Origin of the sequence: Williamsia sp. D3, assembly GCF_000506245.1 — a bacterium.
In the GTDB taxonomy this organism is placed as follows: domain Bacteria; phylum Actinomycetota; class Actinomycetes; order Mycobacteriales; family Mycobacteriaceae; genus Williamsia; species Williamsia muralis.
In genome coordinates this window covers 55622-73592 of the sequence record NZ_AYTE01000013.1, presented here as the reverse complement: position 1 = coordinate 73592, position 17971 = coordinate 55622, and the positions used below count along the sequence as shown (strand labels likewise).

Here is a 17971-nt window from a genome sequence, read left to right as displayed (position 1 = left end):
CGCACAATTCTCTTCTTTTTCGGCAGGGCGTTCTTTGTTGTCGCCGGTCGAACGCGTTCAGATGAGAGTACGGGGAGTCTGCCAACATTTCTCGATGGGGCCGACAAAAGAAAGTGAAATATAGTTGCCGACTTCACAAACATTCGTTTGCGTAACAATCGGACACTGCCACTCGCATATGCTCGATACGTGACTGAACAACCGGCCGTCGATGCGCGGATCACCCGCACACGACAAGTGGTCATCGAGGCGATGCACCGCATCTTCGAGGAGGAAGGCGCCTCGGGGCTGACGCATCAGCGTGTCGCGCTCAAGGCGGGGGTGGGTCGGGCGACGATCTACCGTCACTGGCCGACCACGCTGGACCTGCTCGTCGACACCCTGCGCGACATCGATCAGACGATCATGCAGCCCGGCGACGAACCATTCGACGAGTGGCTGCGAAATCAGCTCACGCACGCCGCTGCGGAATTGGCCCTGCCGACCAGTCGGCAATTCATCGCCTTGATGATCGCCGAGGCCGACAATCACACGGTGATCGCCGACCTCGGTGCCGAGCTCATCGAGCGGACCTACCGGGTGATGGAAGGGATGATCGACCAGGCCGTCGAGCGTGGCGAACTGGATCAAGAACTCGATCGGACAGACGTGGTGGCAAGAACCCTTGGGCCGATCATCTATCGAACCGCGATGCAGCGTCTTGATGTGACGCCCGGTTTCATCGACCAGATCGTCGATTCCGTGGCCCGCCGCTGAGCAAACCGTACGCTGGACGAGGTGAGCGATTCTTCGGCGCCGCTGTGGTTGTTTGCCGACCAACTCGGTCCCCATATCCACTCCGCCGAGGGCCATCTCGGACGGGAGGTGGTCCTCATCGAGTCCACCGCTGCCTTGCGGAGACGGGCAGGCCATCGGCAGAAGGCGCATCTGCTGCTGTCGGGGATGCGGCACCTGGCCGATGACCTCGGCGATCGCGCGCACTATCTGAAGGCGCCCGGGTACCGCGACGCCCTCGTCGAGTTCGGCCGACCGGTGGTGGTGCATGAGCCGACCTCGTGGGCCGCTCACGACTTCGTGCATCGCCTCGAAGCGGAAGGCCTTGTCGAAGAGGTTCTGCCCAACCCGTCGTTCGCTCTGCCCAGAAGTGACTTCGAACAGTGGGCGGGGAACAGTTCACGCTTTCGCCTCGAGATGTTCTACCGCGATCAGCGCACGCGTTTCGACATCCTGATGGACGGCGATCAACCGATGGGTGGGGCGTGGAACTACGACCACGACAACCGGAAGTCGCCGCCCAAGACGCCGACGCTGGGAGTGCCCGATCCCTGGTGGCCGGAAGAGGACGGGATCGACGAGCAGGTACGCGCCGACCTCGACGCACTCGACGCATCGTGGTCGGGTGTCGACGGGCCGCGGTTGTTCGCGGTGACCGCGGCGGAGGCGCAATCTGCTCTCGAGACCTTCATCGACCATCGGCTGGCAGATTTCGGACCATACGAGGACGCGATGATGGGTGGGGACTGGTCGATGTCCCATTCGCTGTTGTCGGTGCCGCTCAATCTGTCGCTGATACACCCGCTGGACGCGGTTCATGCCGCCGAAGCCGCCGCCCGTGAGGGGTCGGTCCCGTTGGCCTCCGCCGAGGGGTTCATCCGGCAGATCCTGGGGTGGCGTGAGTTCGTCTGGCATCTGTACTGGCATTTCGGTCGCGACTACCGCACCGCGAACAACGAACTGAACGCGCATCGGCCGTTGCCCGACTGGTTCCGCGATCTTGATGCCGGCGCGGTGACGGCCAAGTGCCTCTCCGACGCTCTGGGTGGCGTCCACGACCGAGGATGGGTCCACCACATCCCGCGGTTGATGGTGCTGGGAAACCATGCGCTGCAACAGGGTTACGACCCGGATGAGCTCACCCGCTGGTATACGGCCAACTTCGTGGACGGCTATGAATGGGTGATGCCGGTCAACGTGGTGGGCATGAGTCAGCACGCCGACGGCGGCAAGATGGCGACCAAGCCGTACAGTTCGGGCGGCGCCTACATCAACAAGATGTCCGACTTCTGCAAGGACTGCGAGTTCGATCCGCGCAAGCGGATAGGCGCGGACGCGTGCCCGTTCACCGCCGGCTACTGGGCCTTCACCCATCGCCACCGTGATCGGCTCGCCAAGAACATGCGAACGCGGCGGGCCGTGGCGTCGATGGAACGACTTGCCGATCTCGACGCCGTCCTCGAACAGGAGCGCCACCGGGACCGATTCTGACCGACACAATCGCCGAAAGCTGTCAACGGTTGGAATCGTGGTGAATATCAGCCGTCGCGGCTGGGGAACCCACACGGTGTGATCTCTATATTCGAATCCATGGCTTCCGCTCCGAGCTCCTACCTCGTATGCGCATCACAACGCAGCGGTAGCACCCTCCTCGTCGAATCGTTGCGGGCCAGCAAGATTGCCGGTGAACCCGAGGAGTTCTTCCAGTACCTGCCGTCGACCTCTCTGCCGCCGCAACCGCGCCAGTGGTTCGCCGAGGTCACCGATCCCGCCGTGCTCGCCCTGCTGGCCCCGCTGCGGACGGGCACGCCGAGCACCGAGACCAGCGACCAATGGCGTGAGCGCATCGCGCGGGAGGCGCGCACCCCCAACGGAGTCTGGGGCGGCAAGCTTATGTGGAATCAGGTTTCGCTGGTGATCGACCGGGCGCAAGGCCTCACGGGCCGATCCGGTGGTGACCTCCGATCCGCCATCGCCGACGTCATCGGCGAGGAACCGCTGTACATCAAGGTGAACCGGCCGGACGTCGTGTCGCAGGCGGTGTCGTTCTGGCGTGCCGTGCAGACGCAGGTGTGGCGGGGACACGCAGAACCAGAGGTCGATGCGGCGGCGCAGTACAACGCAGACGGTATCGCGCACCTGGTCACGATCCTCCGCGAGCAGGAGCGCGGCTGGCGCAACTGGTTCGAGCAGGAGTCGATCACGCCGTTCGAGGTCGACTACAGCGAGCTGGCGAAGGACTCCACCGGGGTCACGGCGCGGATCCTTTCCGCCCTCGATCTCGACCCTGCCGCAGCGCCGCCGCCGGTGCTGGAACGTCAAGCGAACAACCGGTCCGGTGAATGGGTAGAGCGATACCGCGCCGAGGCCCGACAAAGGGGGTTGCCAGTATGACAACGCAGATCACCGCCGACGTGACCCACGTCGATGAGCTGCGAGTTCTCGAAGCCGAGGCGGTGCACATCATCCGTGAGGTGGTGGCCGAACTCGAGCGACCGGTCTTGCTCTTCTCGGCGGGTAAGGACTCGATCGTGCTGCTCCAGCTGGCAGAGAAGGCCTTTCGGCCTTCGCCATTGCCGTTTCCGGTACTGCACGTCGACACCGGGCACAATTTTCCTGAGGTCATCGACTTCCGCGACCGGCGTCTCGCCGAGGGCGGGCACAAGCTGATCGTCGGTTCGGTGCAGGAGTCGATCGACTCCGGGCGGGTGCAGGAGGTCGGCGGACCGGCCGGCTCGCGCAATCGCCTGCAGACGAGGACTCTGCTCGACGCACTGGAGGCAGGCAAGTTCGATGCGGCGTTCGGCGGCGCGCGGCGCGACGAGGAACGCGCTCGGGCGAAGGAGCGTGTGCTCAGCTTCCGCGACGAGTTCGGTCAATGGGACCCGCGGGCACAGCGACCCGAACCATGGTCGCTCTACAACGGGCGCATCCGCAGGGGCGAACAGGTCCGCGTCTTCCCGCTGAGCAACTGGACCGAACTCGACATCTGGCGGTACATCGAGCTGGAAGGCCTCGAGTTGCCGCCGATCTACTTCGCCCATGAGCGCGAGGTGTTCGAGCGTGACGGAATCCTGCTCGCCACTTCGGAATTCACCAGTCCGGCCGAAGGGGAGTCGGCCTCCGTCGAATGGGTGCGCTATCGCACGGTCGGCGATCTGACCATCACCGGAGCGGTCCGGTCACGGGCCACCACGATCGCCGATGTGGTCACCGAGATCTCGGCATCCACCGTGTCCGAGCGCGGCGAGACCCGCGCAGACGACCGCACGTCCGCCGCGGCCATGGAAGACCGCAAACGGGAGGGGTACTTCTGATGACTCGCCAACTGCTCAGGCTCGCCACCGCTGGTTCGGTGGACGACGGTAAGAGCACATTGATCGGCCGGTTGCTCCACGACACCGACAGTCTGCCGCTCGATCACCTCGAATCGGTCACCGACACCGAAGGTGTTGCCGACCTCGCCGCCCTGTCCGACGGTCTGCGGGCCGAACGCGAGCAGGGCATCACCATAGACGTGGCCTACCGCTTTTTCTCCACGGCCACACGCAATTTCATCCTCGCCGATACCCCCGGTCACGAGGCGTACACGCGAAACATGTTCACCGGTGCGTCCAACGCACACGTGGCGGTGCTGCTGGTGGACGCCCGTGCGGGCGTGGTTCGTCAGACCCGTCGCCACGCCCGCATCGCCACGTTGCTCCGGGTGCCCCACCTGGTCGCGGCGGTCAACAAGATCGACCTGGTCGACTACAGCGAAGAGCGTTTCGCCGAGGTCGAAGCCGAATTGCACGTGCTCGCACAACGTTTGGGTGTCCAGAACCTCACCGTTGTTCCTCTGGCCGCCAAGCTCGGCGACAATGTCGTGACCCGTTCGACCAACACACCCTGGTACACCGGTCCGACGTTGCTGGAGTTCCTCGAGGCCGTCGAGTTGAAGGCGCCCGCCGCCGAACCGACCGAGGTGCGTCTTGCGGTGCAGTGGGTGTCGCGGCCGGCGGCCGGGGAGCGTCGTCGCTACACGGGCCGGTTGTCTGCGGGCACCCTGCAGGTCGGTGATCCGATCGTGGTGCTGCCGTCGGGTTCGAAGAGTCGCGTCACCGCACTCGACACCCTCGACGACGACCGCAGCGTGGCCGTCGCGCCGTTGTCGGTGTCGGTGGAACTGGCCGACGAGATCGACGTGGGCCGCGGCGACATGATCGTCAGTGGGTCACCGGATGCGCACCTACCGGTCGCCGCCCGTGAGCTCGACGTCACGGTCTGCTGGTTCTCGGAGACGCCGCTTCGTGCGGGCGACCGGATCGCGCTGAAGCAGGCGACGCGCACGGTGCGCGCCACGGTTCAGGAGCTGCACAGTCGACTGGATCCCGAGACACTGGGCGAGGATCCGCATCCCGTGGAACTCGCGCTGAACGACGTCGGCACGGTGACGTTGCGCACCAGTTCTATCGTGGTGGCCGATCCGTACGCGGACAACCGCGATGTCGGTGCGTTCATCCTCATCGACGAGAACTCCAACGACACGGTGGGCGCCGGCACCATCACCGAGCCCCGGGAGGTCAAGCCGGCGCCCGGACACGCAACGACATCAAGTGGCATCCGTCCTCCCTCGAACGCACCCATCGGTGGAGTGCGGTCGGTCAGCGGGGAGCGGTCATCTGGCTCACCGGCCTGCCGGCGTCGGGCAAGTCGACCGTCGCGGTTGCACTCGAGCGTGCACTGGTCGAGTCGGGTCGGGTGGCCTATCTGCTCGACGGCGACAACGTGCGCCACGGGCTGTCGGACGACCTCGGGTTCTCGGCCGGGGACAGGGCCGAGAACATCCGCCGTGTCGGGCATCTGACCAGGCTCTTCGCCGATGCCGGGGTGGTCGCGATCGCATCGTTGGTGTCGCCGCTGCGTAGTGACCGGGAGATCCCCCGGGCACTGACGGCCGCCGCCGATCTCCCGTTCATCGAAGTCCATGTGGCCACGCCGCTGGCCGAGTGTGAGCGTCGCGATCCGAAGGGGCTCTACGCGAAGGCACGGGCGGGCGAACTCAAGGGACTCACCGGCATCGACACGCCGTACGAGGCGCCGGAGAACCCGGATCTGGTGATCGATACGACCGGCGCCGATGCCGACGAACTGGTGAGGCAGATCCTGGAGATCCTCGCCGATCGCGAGCACGCAAGCGTCTGATCCCCGCCTGCCGGCGAGCTCTGGGTTTTGGGGTTCAGGTCACCTCGTCGGTCTTCAGGAGACCGAAGACGACGAGGTCGTGCCTGCGACCGTTCTTGCCCGGTGCTGCCGATCGGAGAACACCCTCCTGGGTGAACCCACACTTGCGGGCGACGGCGCGTGACGCCTTGTTCTCCGTGTAGGCGTCCAGTTCCACCCGGACTGCCCCGATCTGCCAGGAGAACTCGATGAGCAGCCGGGTCGCCCTGGTGGCGACACCGGCGCCGCGTGCCCAGGGAGCCACCGCGTACCCGATCTCGGTGACAGCGTCGTCGTCCTTGGCCCGCAGACCGCACACACCGAGGAACGCGTCGTCACGATCGACGATCGCGACGTCGAATCCCGGCCACACCTTGACCGACCGATCCTCGACGAAGTCGCGGGCGTCGGCCTCGGTGTACGGACTCGGAACCACGGTGAACTCGGCGGTCGCGTGGTCCTGGCTGGCTGCGAGTACGGCGTTGATGTCGTCGTGTACGAAGGGCCGGAGGGTGATCACCTGATCGGTCAGTGTGGGGATGTGCCGAGGCCAGTCCATGTGTTCCACGGTAGTGGCGAGTGGCGGGGGCGCGGCGTCTCACACACCTCCACTAAGGTGCAGAAGCAACGTCCCCGGCCGTCTTGCCGGCCGCCCCAGCCAACGAAAAGGGAATGCATGCTTTTGGCCGCGTGGATCACGGTCGTCACCGCGGTGATCCTGATCGTGCCCGGGGCCCTGGTCGGACGGCGGATGTCATTGCCGTGGCCGGTGGCGGTCGCCGCTGGTGCGCCGCTCACATTCGGCATGATCGGCATCTTCACCGTGCTCTACGGGGCGCTGTCCATCCCGTGGAACGTCGGGACGGCTGCCGTGATGGTGGGAGTGTCCTGGTTGGTGGCGTGGGGGTGGGACCTCGGAACCCGCCGATTCGGGTCCCTGGCGCCGGCGGCCGTCGCCGAGGTACGCCCGATCAGTCGCCCGGCCCTGTTGACCGTTGCCGCCGGTGTGCTGCTGGGCGCGCTGATCATCGTCCTGACGTCGATCCGGCGACTGATCGGCACCACGTTCTTCGGACTGAACAACATCTCGCAGGTGTGGGACGCCTTGTGGCATGCCGATGCTCTGCAGTGGATCCATGAGACCGGCGACGGGTCGTCGCTTCACATGGGCGAGCTGATGAACTACGACACGCACGGATTCAACTACTACCCGAACACGTGGCACGACCTGGGCGCTCTGCTCTACTCGTTGACCGGTGCCAACACCGTGGAGTTGTACAACATCTACTCCCCGGCGTCACTGGCGTTCACCTTGCCGATCAGTATCGGGTCGCTCGCATATTGGCTGGGCCGCAAGCGATTCGATCCGGACCGGAGCGCAGTCTTTGCAGCTCTTGCCGCCGCGGTCACGGCCGTTTTCCCGTCGTTGCCCTACGTGGAACTCGCCTTCACGGCAGTCCCCAATGCGGTCGGCGTCTCCTTGGCGCCGATCACCGCGGTGCTCGTGATCAGTGCGGTCGGCGATCGTCGCCGCGTGCTCGCGGCTGTGCTCGCGATCGCCGGTACCGCAGCCACCCACCCGTCGGGGCTGGTGGTGATGGTGGTGATCGTCGGATCCTGGTGGCTGCTGCAGGCATTGTGGAAGCCGGTACGTGGTCGGGGTGGTGATGTCGCGACGCTCGCGGCGATCGGTGCGGGCGCACTGGTGCTGATCAGCCCGGTGATCATCGGCACCCTGAAGATCTCGGAGAACAACGAGCTCTCCGGCTTCGATTTCCGCGATGAAAATGCCTCCGTGGCAAAGGCATTTGTGCGCGCCGCGTTCAACGGGACCGATCTGCTCGGCCATCAGTACCCGTTGCTGTACTTGCTGATCCCGGCGGCGATCGGGCTCGGCTGGCTCGTGTGGTCGCGCAACTGGGCTGTGGTCGCTGCCTGGCTGGCGTTCATCGTCACCACGGCGAACGCGGTCTACGACCTCGGCGGGTTGCCGTCGAAGTTGTTCGGCGCCTTGGGTGGATACTTCTACAACTCGCCACACCGGCTGACCTTCGTGGTCTCGATGTTCACCGCGGTCGCCGCGGGGATCGGGCTCGGGGTGCTGGTTCTCGGTGTCGCGCGGCTGCTGGCCCAGAAGACGGTTTGGCAGCGAAACCGGCTCGCGCTGCCTGCGCTGACACTGGTGGGTTTGCTCATCGTCGCCGGCGCGGGCGCCGTACGGTACGCCGACAACGGGAAGATCGCCGTCCAGTACCGAAGTGGCGCTTATGTGGGTGTCGAGGACGTCGAGGCCTACCGATGGTTGGCGCAGCAGCCGGAGGCGCGCAGCACCGTCATCCTCAACAACCTCGACCAGGGCAGCGGATGGATGTACCCGGTGGCCGATCTGACCCCGCTGTTTCCGTTCTACCGGGCAAACGACTTCAGCCAACGTCAGTCGGATCTGTACTGGAACGTTGCCCGGATCGGCGCGGACCCGCGTATCGACCAGATTGTTCGGGACCTGAACATCAGGTACGTGATCGACGCGCCGCCGAGCTATTGGTGGTTCCAGAACGGCGCACCCAATCTCGCGGAAGGCCGGTTCGGTGACCCCTTCCTCCCGTTGCGCGAGAACGGTGCGCCCGGTCTGCGAGAGGTCTATCGGCAGGGCAACGTGACGATCTATGAGGTCGCGGACGCAATACGGAAAGGCGAGAAGTGATGCGCACCTTGGTCACCGGCGGCGCCGGGTTCATCGGCTCGACGCTTGTCGATCGGCTGTTGGCCGACGGCCACGAGGTTGTCGCTCTGGACGACTTCTCGCGGGGTAGCCGGTCCAACCTGAACGGCGCCGTCGAACGCGGATGTCGGATCGTCGAGGGCGATCTCACCGTTACGGACCTGGAAACGGTTGTGGCGCAAGCACAACCCGAGGTGATCTTCCATCTCGCTGCCCAGATCGACGTGCGCGCCTCGGTGACCGATCCGGTTGCCGATGCCCAGGTCAATGTTGTCGGGACCGTACGGCTCGCCGAGGCCGCCCGGCGGGCGGGAGTGCGCAAGATCGTGTTCACCTCCTCCGGAGGATCCATCTACGGGTCGCCCGAGCACCTACCGGTGGCGGAATCAGCACCGGTTGCGCCGATGAGCCCCTACGCGGCCGCCAAGGTCAGCGGTGAGGTGTACCTGAACATGTACCGCTCGCTGTACGGATTGGACTGCACCCACATCGCCCCCGCGAATGTGTACGGGCCGCGGCAGGATCCACACGGCGAAGCCGGCGTGGTCGCCATCTTTGCGCGGAACCTGTTGTCGGGCAGCATTACCAAGCTGTTCGGTGACGGTGGCAACACCCGCGACTACGTCTATGTCGACGACGTTGTGCAAGCCTTTGTGCTGGCCGGCGGCGAACTCGGTGGCGGTCAGCGCTTCAACGTCGGCACCGGGGCGGCCACATCAGATCGGGCGCTGCACACCCTGGTCGCCGAGGCCGCACAAGCTCCCGACGAACCGGTCTACGAACCGGCCCGGCTCGGTGACGTCCGGGACTCATCCATCGACGGTTCACTCGCGGGCACCGTACTCGGCTGGTACCCGCAGGTGTCGCTGGCCGAAGGAGTTCGGCGCACCGTCGAGTACTTCCGCGCCAACTGACCTCCGTCGACCGGGCCGTTGTCGCCGTCGACCGGGCCGATATTCGCTTCGATCGGGCCGTTGTCCGCACTTCTGGCTACGTTTTTCTCATTAGGATCTCGACATTGGCCCGCTCGATCACGATATGGGCCCACTCGGCGGAGGTTTTGGCCCACTCGGCGGAGGTTTTGGCCCACTCGATGGATGTTTGGGCCCGGTCGACGGCGTTATCGGCCCGGTCGGCGGATCAACCAACTACGCGTTCGGTGGTGGCGTACTTGCTCTCGGTCGCCTCCTTGAGGGGCTGCCACCAGTCGGTGTTGTCGCGGTACCACGCCACCGTGTCGGCGAGCCCGGACCGGAAGTCGGTGAACCTGGGCTGCCAGCCCAGTTCGGTGCGCAGACGGGTGGAGTCGATGGCGTAACGCATGTCGTGGCCGGGCCGGTCGGTCACGAAGTCGAATGCGTCCTTGGGCTGGTCGAGCAGTTCGAGGATCGTCTCGATGACGGTGCGGTTGTCGGCTTCACCGTCGGCGCCGATGAGGTAGGTCTCGCCGATCTGCCCCTTGTCGATGATGGTCCACACCGCGTCGTTGTGGTCGTTGACGTGGATCCAGTCCCGCACGTTGGTGCCCTGCCCGTAGAGCTTGGGGCGAATCCCGCTGAGCACGTTGGTGATCTGGCGAGGGATGAACTTCTCGATGTGCTGGTACGGGCCATAGTTGTTGGAACAGTTGGAGATGGTGGCCTGCACTCCGAACGAGCGCACCCAGGCCCGGACCAGAAGGTCGCTGCCTGCTTTGGTCGACGAGTACGGGCTCGACGGGTTGTAGGGGGTCTGCTCGGTGAAGCGTGCGGGGTCGTCGAGTTCGAGATCGCCGTACACCTCGTCGGTGCTGATGTGGTGGTAACGCACGTCATGCGCACGCACCGCCTCGAGAATCGAGAATGTGCCGACGAGATTGGTGTGAACAAAACTCGATGGGTCGGCCAAAGAATTGTCATTGTGCGATTCGGCGGCGAAATGGACGACAAGATCACTTTCGCCGACCAATTGGTTCACCAAAGCGGAGTCGGCGACGTCTCCTTCGATCAATTCGATCTGATCGGACACCGATGCCAGCGATTGCCTGTTCGCTGCGTACGTCATCGCGTCCAGCACCCGTACCCGGGCATCCGGCCTGGTCGCAAGGGTCCGGTGCACGAAGTTGGCGCCGATGAAACCGGCGCCACCGGTGATCAGTACCCGCATGTCAATCCTCCATTCGCTGCTGCAACCCTACCGATCGGCAGCTCATCGGGTAGGCCGAGCGCCTGGGGCCTAAGGTGTCACATATGCGCGGAATCATCCTGGCGGGGGGCACCGGAAGTCGTCTGCATCCCATCACGCAAGGTGTCAGCAAACAACTCGTCCCCGTTTATGACAAGCCGATGATCTACTACCCGCTGACCACATTGATGCTGGCGGGCATCCGCGAGATCCTGGTGATCACCACGCCGCACGACTCGTCTGCTTTTCAGAACCTCCTGGGGGACGGCAGTCAATTCGGGATCTCTTTGACGTACAAGGTGCAGGAGAGTCCGGACGGGTTGGCACAGGCGTTTGTTCTGGGTGCTGATCACATCGGGTCGGAGTCGGTGGCGCTGGTCCTCGGCGACAACATCTTCTACGGACCCGGGCTGGGCTCGCAGCTCAACCGGTTCCACGACATCGAGGGCGGCGCGGTGTTCGCCTACTGGGTCCGCAATCCCGAGGCCTACGGAGTGGTGGATTTCAACAGCGACGGCAAGGCCATCGACCTCCAGGAGAAGCCCGAACATCCTCGGTCCAACTTCGCGATTCCGGGCCTGTACTTCTATGACAACAACGTCGTGGAGATCGCATCGGGGCTGCAGCCGAGTGCCCGTGGCGAGTACGAGATCACCGACGTCAACCGGGCATACCTCGACAAGGGCCTGCTGCACGTCGAGGTGCTGCCCCGGGGCACCGCGTGGCTCGACACCGGGACTTTCGACTCACTGCTCGACGCCGGCAACTTCGTCCGCACCGTCGAAGAACGTCAAGGCCTGAAAATCGCTGTGCCCGAAGAGGTTGCCTGGCGGCGCGGCTTCATCGACGACGAGCAGTTGCGGGCTCGCGCCCAGACCTTGCTCAAGTCGGGATACGGGACGTACCTGATCGATCTCCTCGAACGCGGCAAGGAACTGTAGAGAACATGCTGATCGAGCCCCTGTCCATCGATGGCGCCTGGGAGATCACCCCGAAGAAGTTCGGCGACCCGCGTGGCCTTTTCATGGAGGCATTCCGCGGTGACCTGCTGGCGGAGGTGATCGGGCATCCCTTCGACCTCCAGCAGGCCAACCTCTCTGTGTCCGCCGCCGGCGTGCTGCGGGGCGTGCATTTCGCCGATGTGCCACCGGGACAGGCGAAGTACGTCAGCTGCCCCAAAGGGGCGATCTTCGACGTGGTGGTGGACATCCGCGTCGGCTCACCGACATTCGGTGCCTGGGACGGCGCACTGCTGGACGACGTCGACCGTAGGGCGCTCTACATCGGCGAAGGACTCGGGCACGCGTTTGTGGCGCTCGAGGACAACTCCGTTGTCACCTATCTGTGCTCGACCGGATACAACCCCGCCGGTGAACACGGCATCAACCCGTTGGACCCGGCCATCGGCATCGAGTTCCCCACCACAGCCCGCGACGGCTCGGCTCTCACTTTCACCCTGTCGGACAAGGACACTGCCGCGCCGACGCTCGCCGAAGCCGAGGCGAGTGGCCTGCTTCCGCAGTACACCGACGTCATCGGCTACATCCGTGGTCTCACCACCTGAGTGATTCAGGAGTAGCCGGGACCGGGCAGTGTTGTGATCGTCGAGCACATCTGCTCCACCAGAGTGCGGTCGTGACTGACCAAAGCCATGCCCACCCCTTCTGCGGCAATGGATCTCAACAGCGACGCCACGTCGGCGGCGGCGATGGGGTCGAGCATGGCGGTGGGCTCGTCGCAGAGCAGGTACGTCGGCTCTTGGACAAGCACCCTGGCAAGACAGGCGCGTTGAAGCTGGCCATCGCTGACCTGTGATGGGAAGCGGCCCAACAGCTCCGGGTCCAGCCCGGTGCGTTCGGCGTGGCTGACGGGGTCGACCGGACGCCGCATGATGTCGGCGGGTTCGCGAATGATCTGCGACAACGTCCACCGGGGATTGCAGACCAATCGCGGGTGCTGATCGATCATCGCGACCGATCCGCGAGGCGCACGGGCTTTCCCGGCGAACCGCACCACGCCTGCATCGGGTGGGCGGATCCCGGCGAGAACCTGCAGCAGTGTGGTCTTCCCGCTGCCCGAGCGACCGATGATCCCGCTGACACGGCCGGGCGCGACGTCGAAGTCGATGTCGCTCAACACCGTGGCGCCTCCGAACCGCACTCCGATGGCACGGGCGGTGATCATCGGGATACCCCCGTGAACAGCTTCTGCGTGTGTTCATCGGCTGCTTGCCGGACACGGTGTGGGGAGTCCTGCGCGACGATCCGTCCTCGCCGCATCACCGCGAGGGAGTCGCAGACGCCCGACGCGATCAGCGATGCGATGTCGTGGGTGATGACCAGGACGGCGGCACCGTCATCGGCGATGCTGCGCAGCAATGTCCACACCATCTCGGCGAGCTCGGTGTCGAGTGCGGATGTCGGCTCGTCGGCGAGCAGTACGGCCGGTCGGCCGGCGAGCGCAGCTGCGATCGCGGCGCGCTGCACCATCCCGCCCGACAATTGATGTGGGAACAGTTCGAGGGCGTCGTCGGGGAGCCCTGCCAGCGCCGCCAATTCGATTGCACTGCGGTCACTGTCGAGTGCCTGTACCACTTCGGCAATCTGCGATCCGATGGTGCGGACAGGGGTGAACGACGTCGCCGGAGACTGCGGGACCAGGCCGACGGCATGTCCTCGGAGTCCCCGCCACGTCTTCTCGTCCGCGTCGGTCACCTCGTGGCCCGCCACGTGCAGCCGTCCCCGAGTTGCGGACCCCGGTGGCAGCAGCCCGCACAGTGCAAGCGCCACCAGCGATTTGCCGCATCCGGACTCACCGACCAAGGCCGTCACCGCGCCCGCGACGACGTCCAGGTCGACGCCGTCGAGGCCGGTGACCGTCGCAGTCTCCCGCTCACGGGTCGCGATGCGAACGCCGAATCCATCCAGCCGGGCAGCCAAGTCGGTCACCACACCTGACCTCCTGGTGGCTGGAGTCGTCGACGCAATCCGGAACCTCCGGCGGCGACTGCCAGGGCGGTGACAAGAAGTGCCGATGCGGGAACCACCAATGTCCACCACGCGCCCAGCATCACGTCACCGCGGGACTGGCCGAGCAGCGTGCCCAAGCTGGCGCGGTCGGGCGAGAGTCCCACGCCGAGAAAGGAAAGCGTGGACTCGTGCCACACCGCATGGGGTAGCAGCATCACCATCGCCACAAGTGCTTGCCCGCCGACGGCGGGCAGGAGGTGGTGTCGTCCCACGAACCAGCGAGACGCCCCGGCGAGTCGAGCCGACCGTACCCACCCTGCTTCGGCCCCCGACCGTAATTCCGCCCGGACCACCCGCGCGACCGCGGGCCAGTGGGTCAAGCCGATCGAGGCGATGATCGCCAGTGGTTCGCCGCGCCACATCGCGGCGATCACGATGCCGAGCACCAGATGCGGTAGAGCATTCACCCCGTCGACCACGCGCATCACTACGGCATCGACCCAGCCGCCGGCCGCCACCGAGCCCACCCCGATCAGCACGCCGAGCCCGGTGGCCACCACCGCACACACCGCTGCCATCGTCAGCGAGATGCGAAGGCCATCGGCTGTGCGGGTGAGCAGGTCGTACCCGGAATGGTCGGTACCGCCCAGATGGCCGATGCCCGGCGCCCGCAACGCCTCACCGAAGTCCGCGACCGGTGGACTGGAGAGCAGGGGAATCACCACGGCCGACGTCGCGATGAGGATCAGCAACAACCACGGCCACTGTCGGCGAAGTGGTGTCGCGTATGAGGCCATGGTCACGACGTCGCACCGATCCGGGGATCGATGGCCGTCGCCGCGGCATCTGCCGCTGCCGAACCCAGCAATACGGCAAACGCCGCGCCGACCGTCAACGCCGCCAGCAGCGGAAAGTCCAGCGCCACCGCGGAGTCGACGAGCACCGATGCCAGTCCCGGCCAGCCGAAGACGGTTTCCACGATGGCGGCTCCGGCGATCACCTCCGGCAGCCGGGTGCCCAGTAAGGCCAGGGTAGGTGCCACGGATGTCGGCAGGATGTGGCCGCGCAGCAGTGCCCACCCGTGCAGGCCGCGAGCCCTCGCCGCGCGCACCGCGTCCGACGACGATGCCTCGACCACGGCCGTCCGCGTGGTCAGCAGCAGCCAAGGGATCTGCGAGATGGTCAGCGCGACAAAGGGTAGGAAGCCGTGGGTGAGGATTCCCCGGGCGGTGTACGGATCGCCGGGAGCGGCTGCCCCTGACGTGGGGAACCACCCCAACGACACCGCGACCACCGACACCAATACCAGCGACACCACAAAGGGGGGTACGGCGGCCAGCGCCGCAGACAACGCCGAGCACGTCTGGTCGAGTGGTCCGCCGCGGCGCATCCCGGCAAGAGTGCCCCCCAGGATCCCTATCAGCGCGGAAGCAACCATCGCGGCGAGTGACAATCCGACGGTGAACGGCATTCGCTCGGTGAGAACGGTTGACACCGGCAATGATTGCGTGGACGACCAACCGAGGTTGCCCTGACACAGCTCGGTGAACCACCCCCACCAGGCGGTGTACCAGGAGCCGTCGGTGTTGTATGCCTCACGCACTACGGTCCGCTGGGACAGGGTGGCGGATTGATATCCATCACCGAGGTAGACGGTCAGCGGGTCCAGGGGTGAGAGCGAGGCGATGAAGAAGATCGCCGCCGACACGGCCAGTGTCACGGGCAGAGCAACCAACGCCCGTACGCCGAGAAGCCGAACTGCGGGTACGAGTCTCGACCGGGTGACAGCGTTCATCGGGTCCAGCCGGCGACATGCCACCAGGGGCCCCAGGAGACCCCGTGTGAATGTGGCTCGAGGATCGGTGCGGTCTGGTTCCAGCCGAGATCGCGGTAGGCGTAGGTGTGGTCGAGGAAGGCCAGGAACACATACGACGGTTCAGAGATGTACCGCTGCTGCACGTCTCGGTATCTTGCGTCGGTGTCGGGCGACGGCCCGACCGACCGCGCCTCGTCGAGCAATCGATCCACACCCGGGGGAGTGAGGTTGCCCGGGTTCGCATACGGGGACGAGTCCGGAACCCGAGTGTGCAGCGTGTCGTACACCTGAGAGTCGATGCTGTAGGGGGTCTCGCCTCCGCCCAGGAGTACCGCCGCGGTGTCCAATCTGGTGTCGATCTCGTCCCAGCTCGTGCCTCGTGTCCGCACCTCGACGCCGAGCGGTGCCATTGCCGCGGCGAAAGCTGTCGAGAGATCACGGCGCAGGCTGTCCTGTGCGTTGTAGAGGAGATCGAAACGGGCTGTGCTGCCGTCTTTCTGCCGCACGCCGTCGGTGCCCATCCGCCAGCCCGCGCGGTCGAGCATGGCTGCGGCGCTGTCGACATCGTGGGGGAACTGAGCTCTGGGATCGTAGGCGTCGCCGTACACTTCGGCGACAGGTGTGCTCGCAGGCCGACCGTGGCCTGCCAGTACGTCGTCGATCATGGTTTGCCGGTCGACGCCGACATTCATCGCCGTCCGCGCAACCGGGTCGGCGGTGAAAGAGTTGTTGCGCGGCAGCGACACTCCGCGCCAGTCCGCCGATGCGACCCCGATGGTCGTGATTCCTTCGCGACCGGCGACCGCGCCGAGCAGCCCGGGCGGCAGGCTTGCGCCGTCGACCTCGCCGGCGACGATGCGCTGGGCGCGGGTGTTGTCGTCGGGAGTATGGGTGAACACCAGCGAACGCACGTGTGGCCGAGGGCCCCAGTAGTCGTCGCGGGCGGTGAACACGGCTTGGTCCGGACGCAGGCTCGTCAGTTCGTAGGGGCCGGTACCGACGGGTTCGGTGTTCAGCGCCCAGTCGGCAACGGGTGCTTGCTCGATCCGTTCCGACGGCGCGATCCCCAGGAGCAGGTGAGGTGACGGGTCGGCGTCGTTGGCCATCGTGACGACCACGGCGTCGGCACCGTCGGCGCGGATGTCGGTGATCGGGCGGAAGTGGGTCGCGACCTCGGAGGCGACCAGTGGGTTGACCACCGCTTTGTACGTCGCGACGACATCGGAGGAGTCCAGCGACGATCCGTCGGAGAACGTGACGCCTGTCCGCAGCTGCACTCGCCATTGCTGCTCGCCGAGGGGTACCGGCTCCGCGACCGCCAGTGCCGGAAGCAGATCGGGCAGCGTGGTGTCGGTGTCGGACGCTGGGCGCAGCAGGCCGTCGTACAGCGGGGACACACCGAGTTCGCCGTAGCCTGCAACCGGGTTGTATCCACCGAGCTCCTGGCTCTCGGCCAGCACGATGCGGTCTGAGCGATCTTCGCTCGGCGACGCACATCCGGCCGCAACCGATGCCACGCAGACGAGAGCCAGGAACAGAGGCATTCGACGAATGCGTGGCACCGATCGACTCCCTCGCCCACGACATGTGTCTGCACAGACACATTTACGTGCCGTAGCCTAACACCGACGAGACGGGGCAGCAGCACGAGAGCGTGGGGGCGGACATGGGCGACCACGAGCACACCGATATCGACGATTGGGCTAAACGCTTTGCGCTGCTGTCCGATTCCACGCGACTACGACTGATCACGCACATGCATGAACATCCGGACGCAACGGTCAGTGAACTCGCCGCAGCCGCCCGGATCACCGAGAACGCGGCCTCGCAGTCATTGCGCGCCCTACGTGCACAGGGCTGGGTGACCACCACCAAGGCAGGTCGGACGGTGCATTACCGTGTGGTCGCCGACGCCATCGTCCACCGGATCCTGCACGACGTGATGGGCGCACACCATCACTAGAACGGATCGTCGCCGGGTTCGGCTTTCCGGTTCTCCAGGGCGGCATTCTGCAGAGCGATGGCCCGGGCGAGGCGCGCGTACTTCACTTCCAGTTCGCGAAACCGCAGATAGGTTCCGATGGTGGTGAACGCGAAAGCCACCACCAGGCAATAGAGCACCAGGTCGGTGCCACGGCCGACACCCACCCATCCGGCGATGACGGTGAGGTCGTCGGGCCGCAGCAAGGCGTACACACCGAAGGCCAGGAAGCCGACAAACGCGATCTTCACCCAGGCCGAGGCCTTGGCGTTGCCGCGCTGGGTGATGAAGTATCCGACCAACGCGATGACAAACAGGATCAGGATGATCTGAATGGCCAGCAT

At 65.5% G+C, this 17971-nt stretch carries 17 protein-coding genes and 1 pseudogene; 10 read left to right on the top strand and 8 right to left on the bottom strand.

Translation table 11 applies throughout. The annotated features are described in order from the left end of the window. Window positions 1-189 precede the first annotated feature (189 nt). The 5 genes and pseudogenes from W823_RS38395 (at window position 190) to cysC (ending at window position 5958) form a co-directional block, all read left to right on the top strand. Complete coding sequence (locus W823_RS38395) at window positions 190-756, top strand: TetR/AcrR family transcriptional regulator (RefSeq protein ID WP_023956383.1); 567 nt, start codon at window positions 190-192, stop codon at window positions 754-756. Window positions 757-777: 21 nt separating this feature from the next. Next, complete coding sequence (locus W823_RS38390; RefSeq protein ID WP_023956381.1) at window positions 778-2265, top strand: cryptochrome/photolyase family protein; 1488 nt, start codon at window positions 778-780, stop codon at window positions 2263-2265. A gap of 99 nt (window positions 2266-2364) precedes the next feature. After that, complete coding sequence (locus W823_RS38385; protein ID WP_023956379.1) at window positions 2365-3168, top strand: Stf0 family sulfotransferase; 804 nt, start codon at window positions 2365-2367, stop codon at window positions 3166-3168. After that, complete coding sequence (gene cysD / locus W823_RS38380; protein ID WP_023956377.1) at window positions 3165-4091, top strand: sulfate adenylyltransferase subunit CysD; 927 nt, start codon at window positions 3165-3167, stop codon at window positions 4089-4091. Before W823_RS38385 ends, cysD begins: the two co-directional genes overlap by 4 nt. Continuing rightward, window positions 4091-5958 (top strand): annotated as a pseudogene (gene cysC / locus W823_RS38375) (adenylyl-sulfate kinase). The gene cysD and the pseudogene cysC overlap by 1 nt, the downstream one beginning before the upstream one ends. A gap of 34 nt (window positions 5959-5992) precedes the next feature. Here the strand turns inward: cysC and W823_RS38370 are convergent. After that, window positions 5993-6535, bottom strand: a complete 543-nt coding sequence (locus W823_RS38370) for a GNAT family N-acetyltransferase (RefSeq protein ID WP_023956375.1) — start codon at window positions 6533-6535, stop codon at window positions 5993-5995. A 117-nt stretch (window positions 6536-6652) separates the two neighbouring features. On the opposite strand from W823_RS38370, the gene W823_RS38365 reads away from it, so the two are divergent. Then, window positions 6653-8680 (top strand): DUF6541 family protein, encoded by a 2028-nt coding sequence (locus W823_RS38365; protein WP_023956373.1) that lies wholly within the window; start codon window positions 6653-6655, stop codon window positions 8678-8680. Next, the gene (locus tag W823_RS38360) at window positions 8680-9612 is read left to right on the top strand and encodes an NAD-dependent epimerase/dehydratase family protein (RefSeq protein WP_023956371.1); all 933 of its coding nucleotides are present in this window, start codon (window positions 8680-8682) and stop codon (window positions 9610-9612) included. Before W823_RS38365 ends, W823_RS38360 begins: the two co-directional genes overlap by 1 nt. Before the next feature lie 226 nt (window positions 9613-9838). On the opposite strand, the gene rfbB is transcribed toward W823_RS38360, so the two are convergent. Then, window positions 9839-10843, bottom strand: a complete 1005-nt coding sequence (rfbB, locus tag W823_RS38355) for a dTDP-glucose 4,6-dehydratase (protein WP_023956369.1) — start codon at window positions 10841-10843, stop codon at window positions 9839-9841. 83 nt (window positions 10844-10926) lie between these two features. Between rfbB and rfbA the strand changes: the two genes are divergently transcribed. Beyond that, window positions 10927-11802 carry a glucose-1-phosphate thymidylyltransferase RfbA gene (rfbA, locus tag W823_RS38350; RefSeq protein WP_023956367.1) on the top strand — a complete coding sequence of 292 codons (876 nt, stop codon included), beginning with the start codon at window positions 10927-10929 and terminating at the stop codon, window positions 11800-11802. Window positions 11803-11807: 5 nt separating this feature from the next. Then, window positions 11808-12425, top strand: a complete 618-nt coding sequence (locus tag W823_RS38345; RefSeq protein WP_023956365.1) for a dTDP-4-dehydrorhamnose 3,5-epimerase family protein — start codon at window positions 11808-11810, stop codon at window positions 12423-12425. 5 nt (window positions 12426-12430) lie between these two features. Here the strand turns inward: W823_RS38345 and W823_RS38340 are convergent, their stop codons facing one another. From W823_RS38340 to W823_RS38320, 5 genes are read right to left on the bottom strand one after another with little or no spacing between them, the layout of a single operon-like run. Continuing rightward, a complete protein-coding gene (locus tag W823_RS38340) occupies window positions 12431-13045 on the bottom strand; it encodes an ABC transporter ATP-binding protein (RefSeq protein ID WP_023956363.1) in 615 nt (204 codons plus the stop codon). Further along, complete coding sequence (locus W823_RS38335; protein WP_023956361.1) at window positions 13042-13812, bottom strand: ATP-binding cassette domain-containing protein; 771 nt, start codon at window positions 13810-13812, stop codon at window positions 13042-13044. The genes W823_RS38340 and W823_RS38335 overlap by 4 nt, the downstream gene beginning before the upstream one ends. Continuing rightward, window positions 13806-14627 carry an ABC transporter permease gene (locus tag W823_RS38330; protein ID WP_031331784.1) on the bottom strand — a complete coding sequence of 274 codons (822 nt, stop codon included), beginning with the start codon at window positions 14625-14627 and terminating at the stop codon, window positions 13806-13808. The genes W823_RS38335 and W823_RS38330 overlap by 7 nt, the downstream gene beginning before the upstream one ends. A 2-nt stretch (window positions 14628-14629) precedes the next feature. Further along, window positions 14630-15625 carry an ABC transporter permease gene (locus W823_RS38325; RefSeq protein WP_023956357.1) on the bottom strand — a complete coding sequence of 332 codons (996 nt, stop codon included), beginning with the start codon at window positions 15623-15625 and terminating at the stop codon, window positions 14630-14632. After that, the gene (locus W823_RS38320) at window positions 15622-17190 is read right to left on the bottom strand and encodes an ABC transporter substrate-binding protein (RefSeq protein WP_023956355.1); all 1569 of its coding nucleotides are present in this window, start codon (window positions 17188-17190) and stop codon (window positions 15622-15624) included. Before W823_RS38320 ends, W823_RS38325 begins: the two co-directional genes overlap by 4 nt. A gap of 122 nt (window positions 17191-17312) precedes the next feature. On the opposite strand from W823_RS38320, the gene W823_RS38315 reads away from it, so the two are divergent. Further along, a complete protein-coding gene (locus W823_RS38315) occupies window positions 17313-17609 on the top strand; it encodes a helix-turn-helix transcriptional regulator (RefSeq protein ID WP_023956353.1) in 297 nt (98 codons plus the stop codon). Here W823_RS38315 and W823_RS38310 read toward each other — a convergent pair. Next, window positions 17606-17971 (bottom strand): DUF2304 domain-containing protein, encoded by a 366-nt coding sequence (locus W823_RS38310; RefSeq protein WP_023956351.1) that lies wholly within the window; start codon window positions 17969-17971, stop codon window positions 17606-17608. The genes W823_RS38315 and W823_RS38310 overlap by 4 nt on opposite strands.

Bases quoted from the DNA above. Each gene is read 5' to 3' on its own strand.
- W823_RS38385 (WP_023956379.1), top strand. From the start codon at position 2,365: ATGGCTTCCGCTCCGAGCTCCTACCTCGTATGCGCATCACAACGCAGC.
- cysD (WP_023956377.1), top strand. From the start codon at position 3,165: ATGACAACGCAGATCACCGCCGACGTGACCCACGTCGATGAGCTGCGA.
- W823_RS38370 (WP_023956375.1), bottom strand. From the start codon at position 6,535: ATGGACTGGCCTCGGCACATCCCCACACTGACCGATCAGGTGATCACC.
- W823_RS38365 (WP_023956373.1), top strand. From the start codon at position 6,653: ATGCTTTTGGCCGCGTGGATCACGGTCGTCACCGCGGTGATCCTGATC.
- W823_RS38360 (WP_023956371.1), top strand. From the start codon at position 8,680: ATGCGCACCTTGGTCACCGGCGGCGCCGGGTTCATCGGCTCGACGCTT.
- rfbB (WP_023956369.1), bottom strand. From the start codon at position 10,843: ATGCGGGTACTGATCACCGGTGGCGCCGGTTTCATCGGCGCCAACTTC.
- rfbA (WP_023956367.1), top strand. From the start codon at position 10,927: ATGCGCGGAATCATCCTGGCGGGGGGCACCGGAAGTCGTCTGCATCCC.
- W823_RS38345 (WP_023956365.1), top strand. From the start codon at position 11,808: ATGCTGATCGAGCCCCTGTCCATCGATGGCGCCTGGGAGATCACCCCG.
- W823_RS38340 (WP_023956363.1), bottom strand. From the start codon at position 13,045: ATGATCACCGCCCGTGCCATCGGAGTGCGGTTCGGAGGCGCCACGGTG.
- W823_RS38330 (WP_031331784.1), bottom strand. From the start codon at position 14,627: ATGGCCTCATACGCGACACCACTTCGCCGACAGTGGCCGTGGTTGTTG.
- W823_RS38325 (WP_023956357.1), bottom strand. From the start codon at position 15,625: ATGAACGCTGTCACCCGGTCGAGACTCGTACCCGCAGTTCGGCTTCTC.
- W823_RS38320 (WP_023956355.1), bottom strand. From the start codon at position 17,190: ATGCCTCTGTTCCTGGCTCTCGTCTGCGTGGCATCGGTTGCGGCCGGA.
- W823_RS38315 (WP_023956353.1), top strand. From the start codon at position 17,313: ATGGGCGACCACGAGCACACCGATATCGACGATTGGGCTAAACGCTTT.
- W823_RS38310 (WP_023956351.1), bottom strand. From the start codon at position 17,971: ATGCTGGCCATTCAGATCATCCTGATCCTGTTTGTCATCGCGTTGGTC.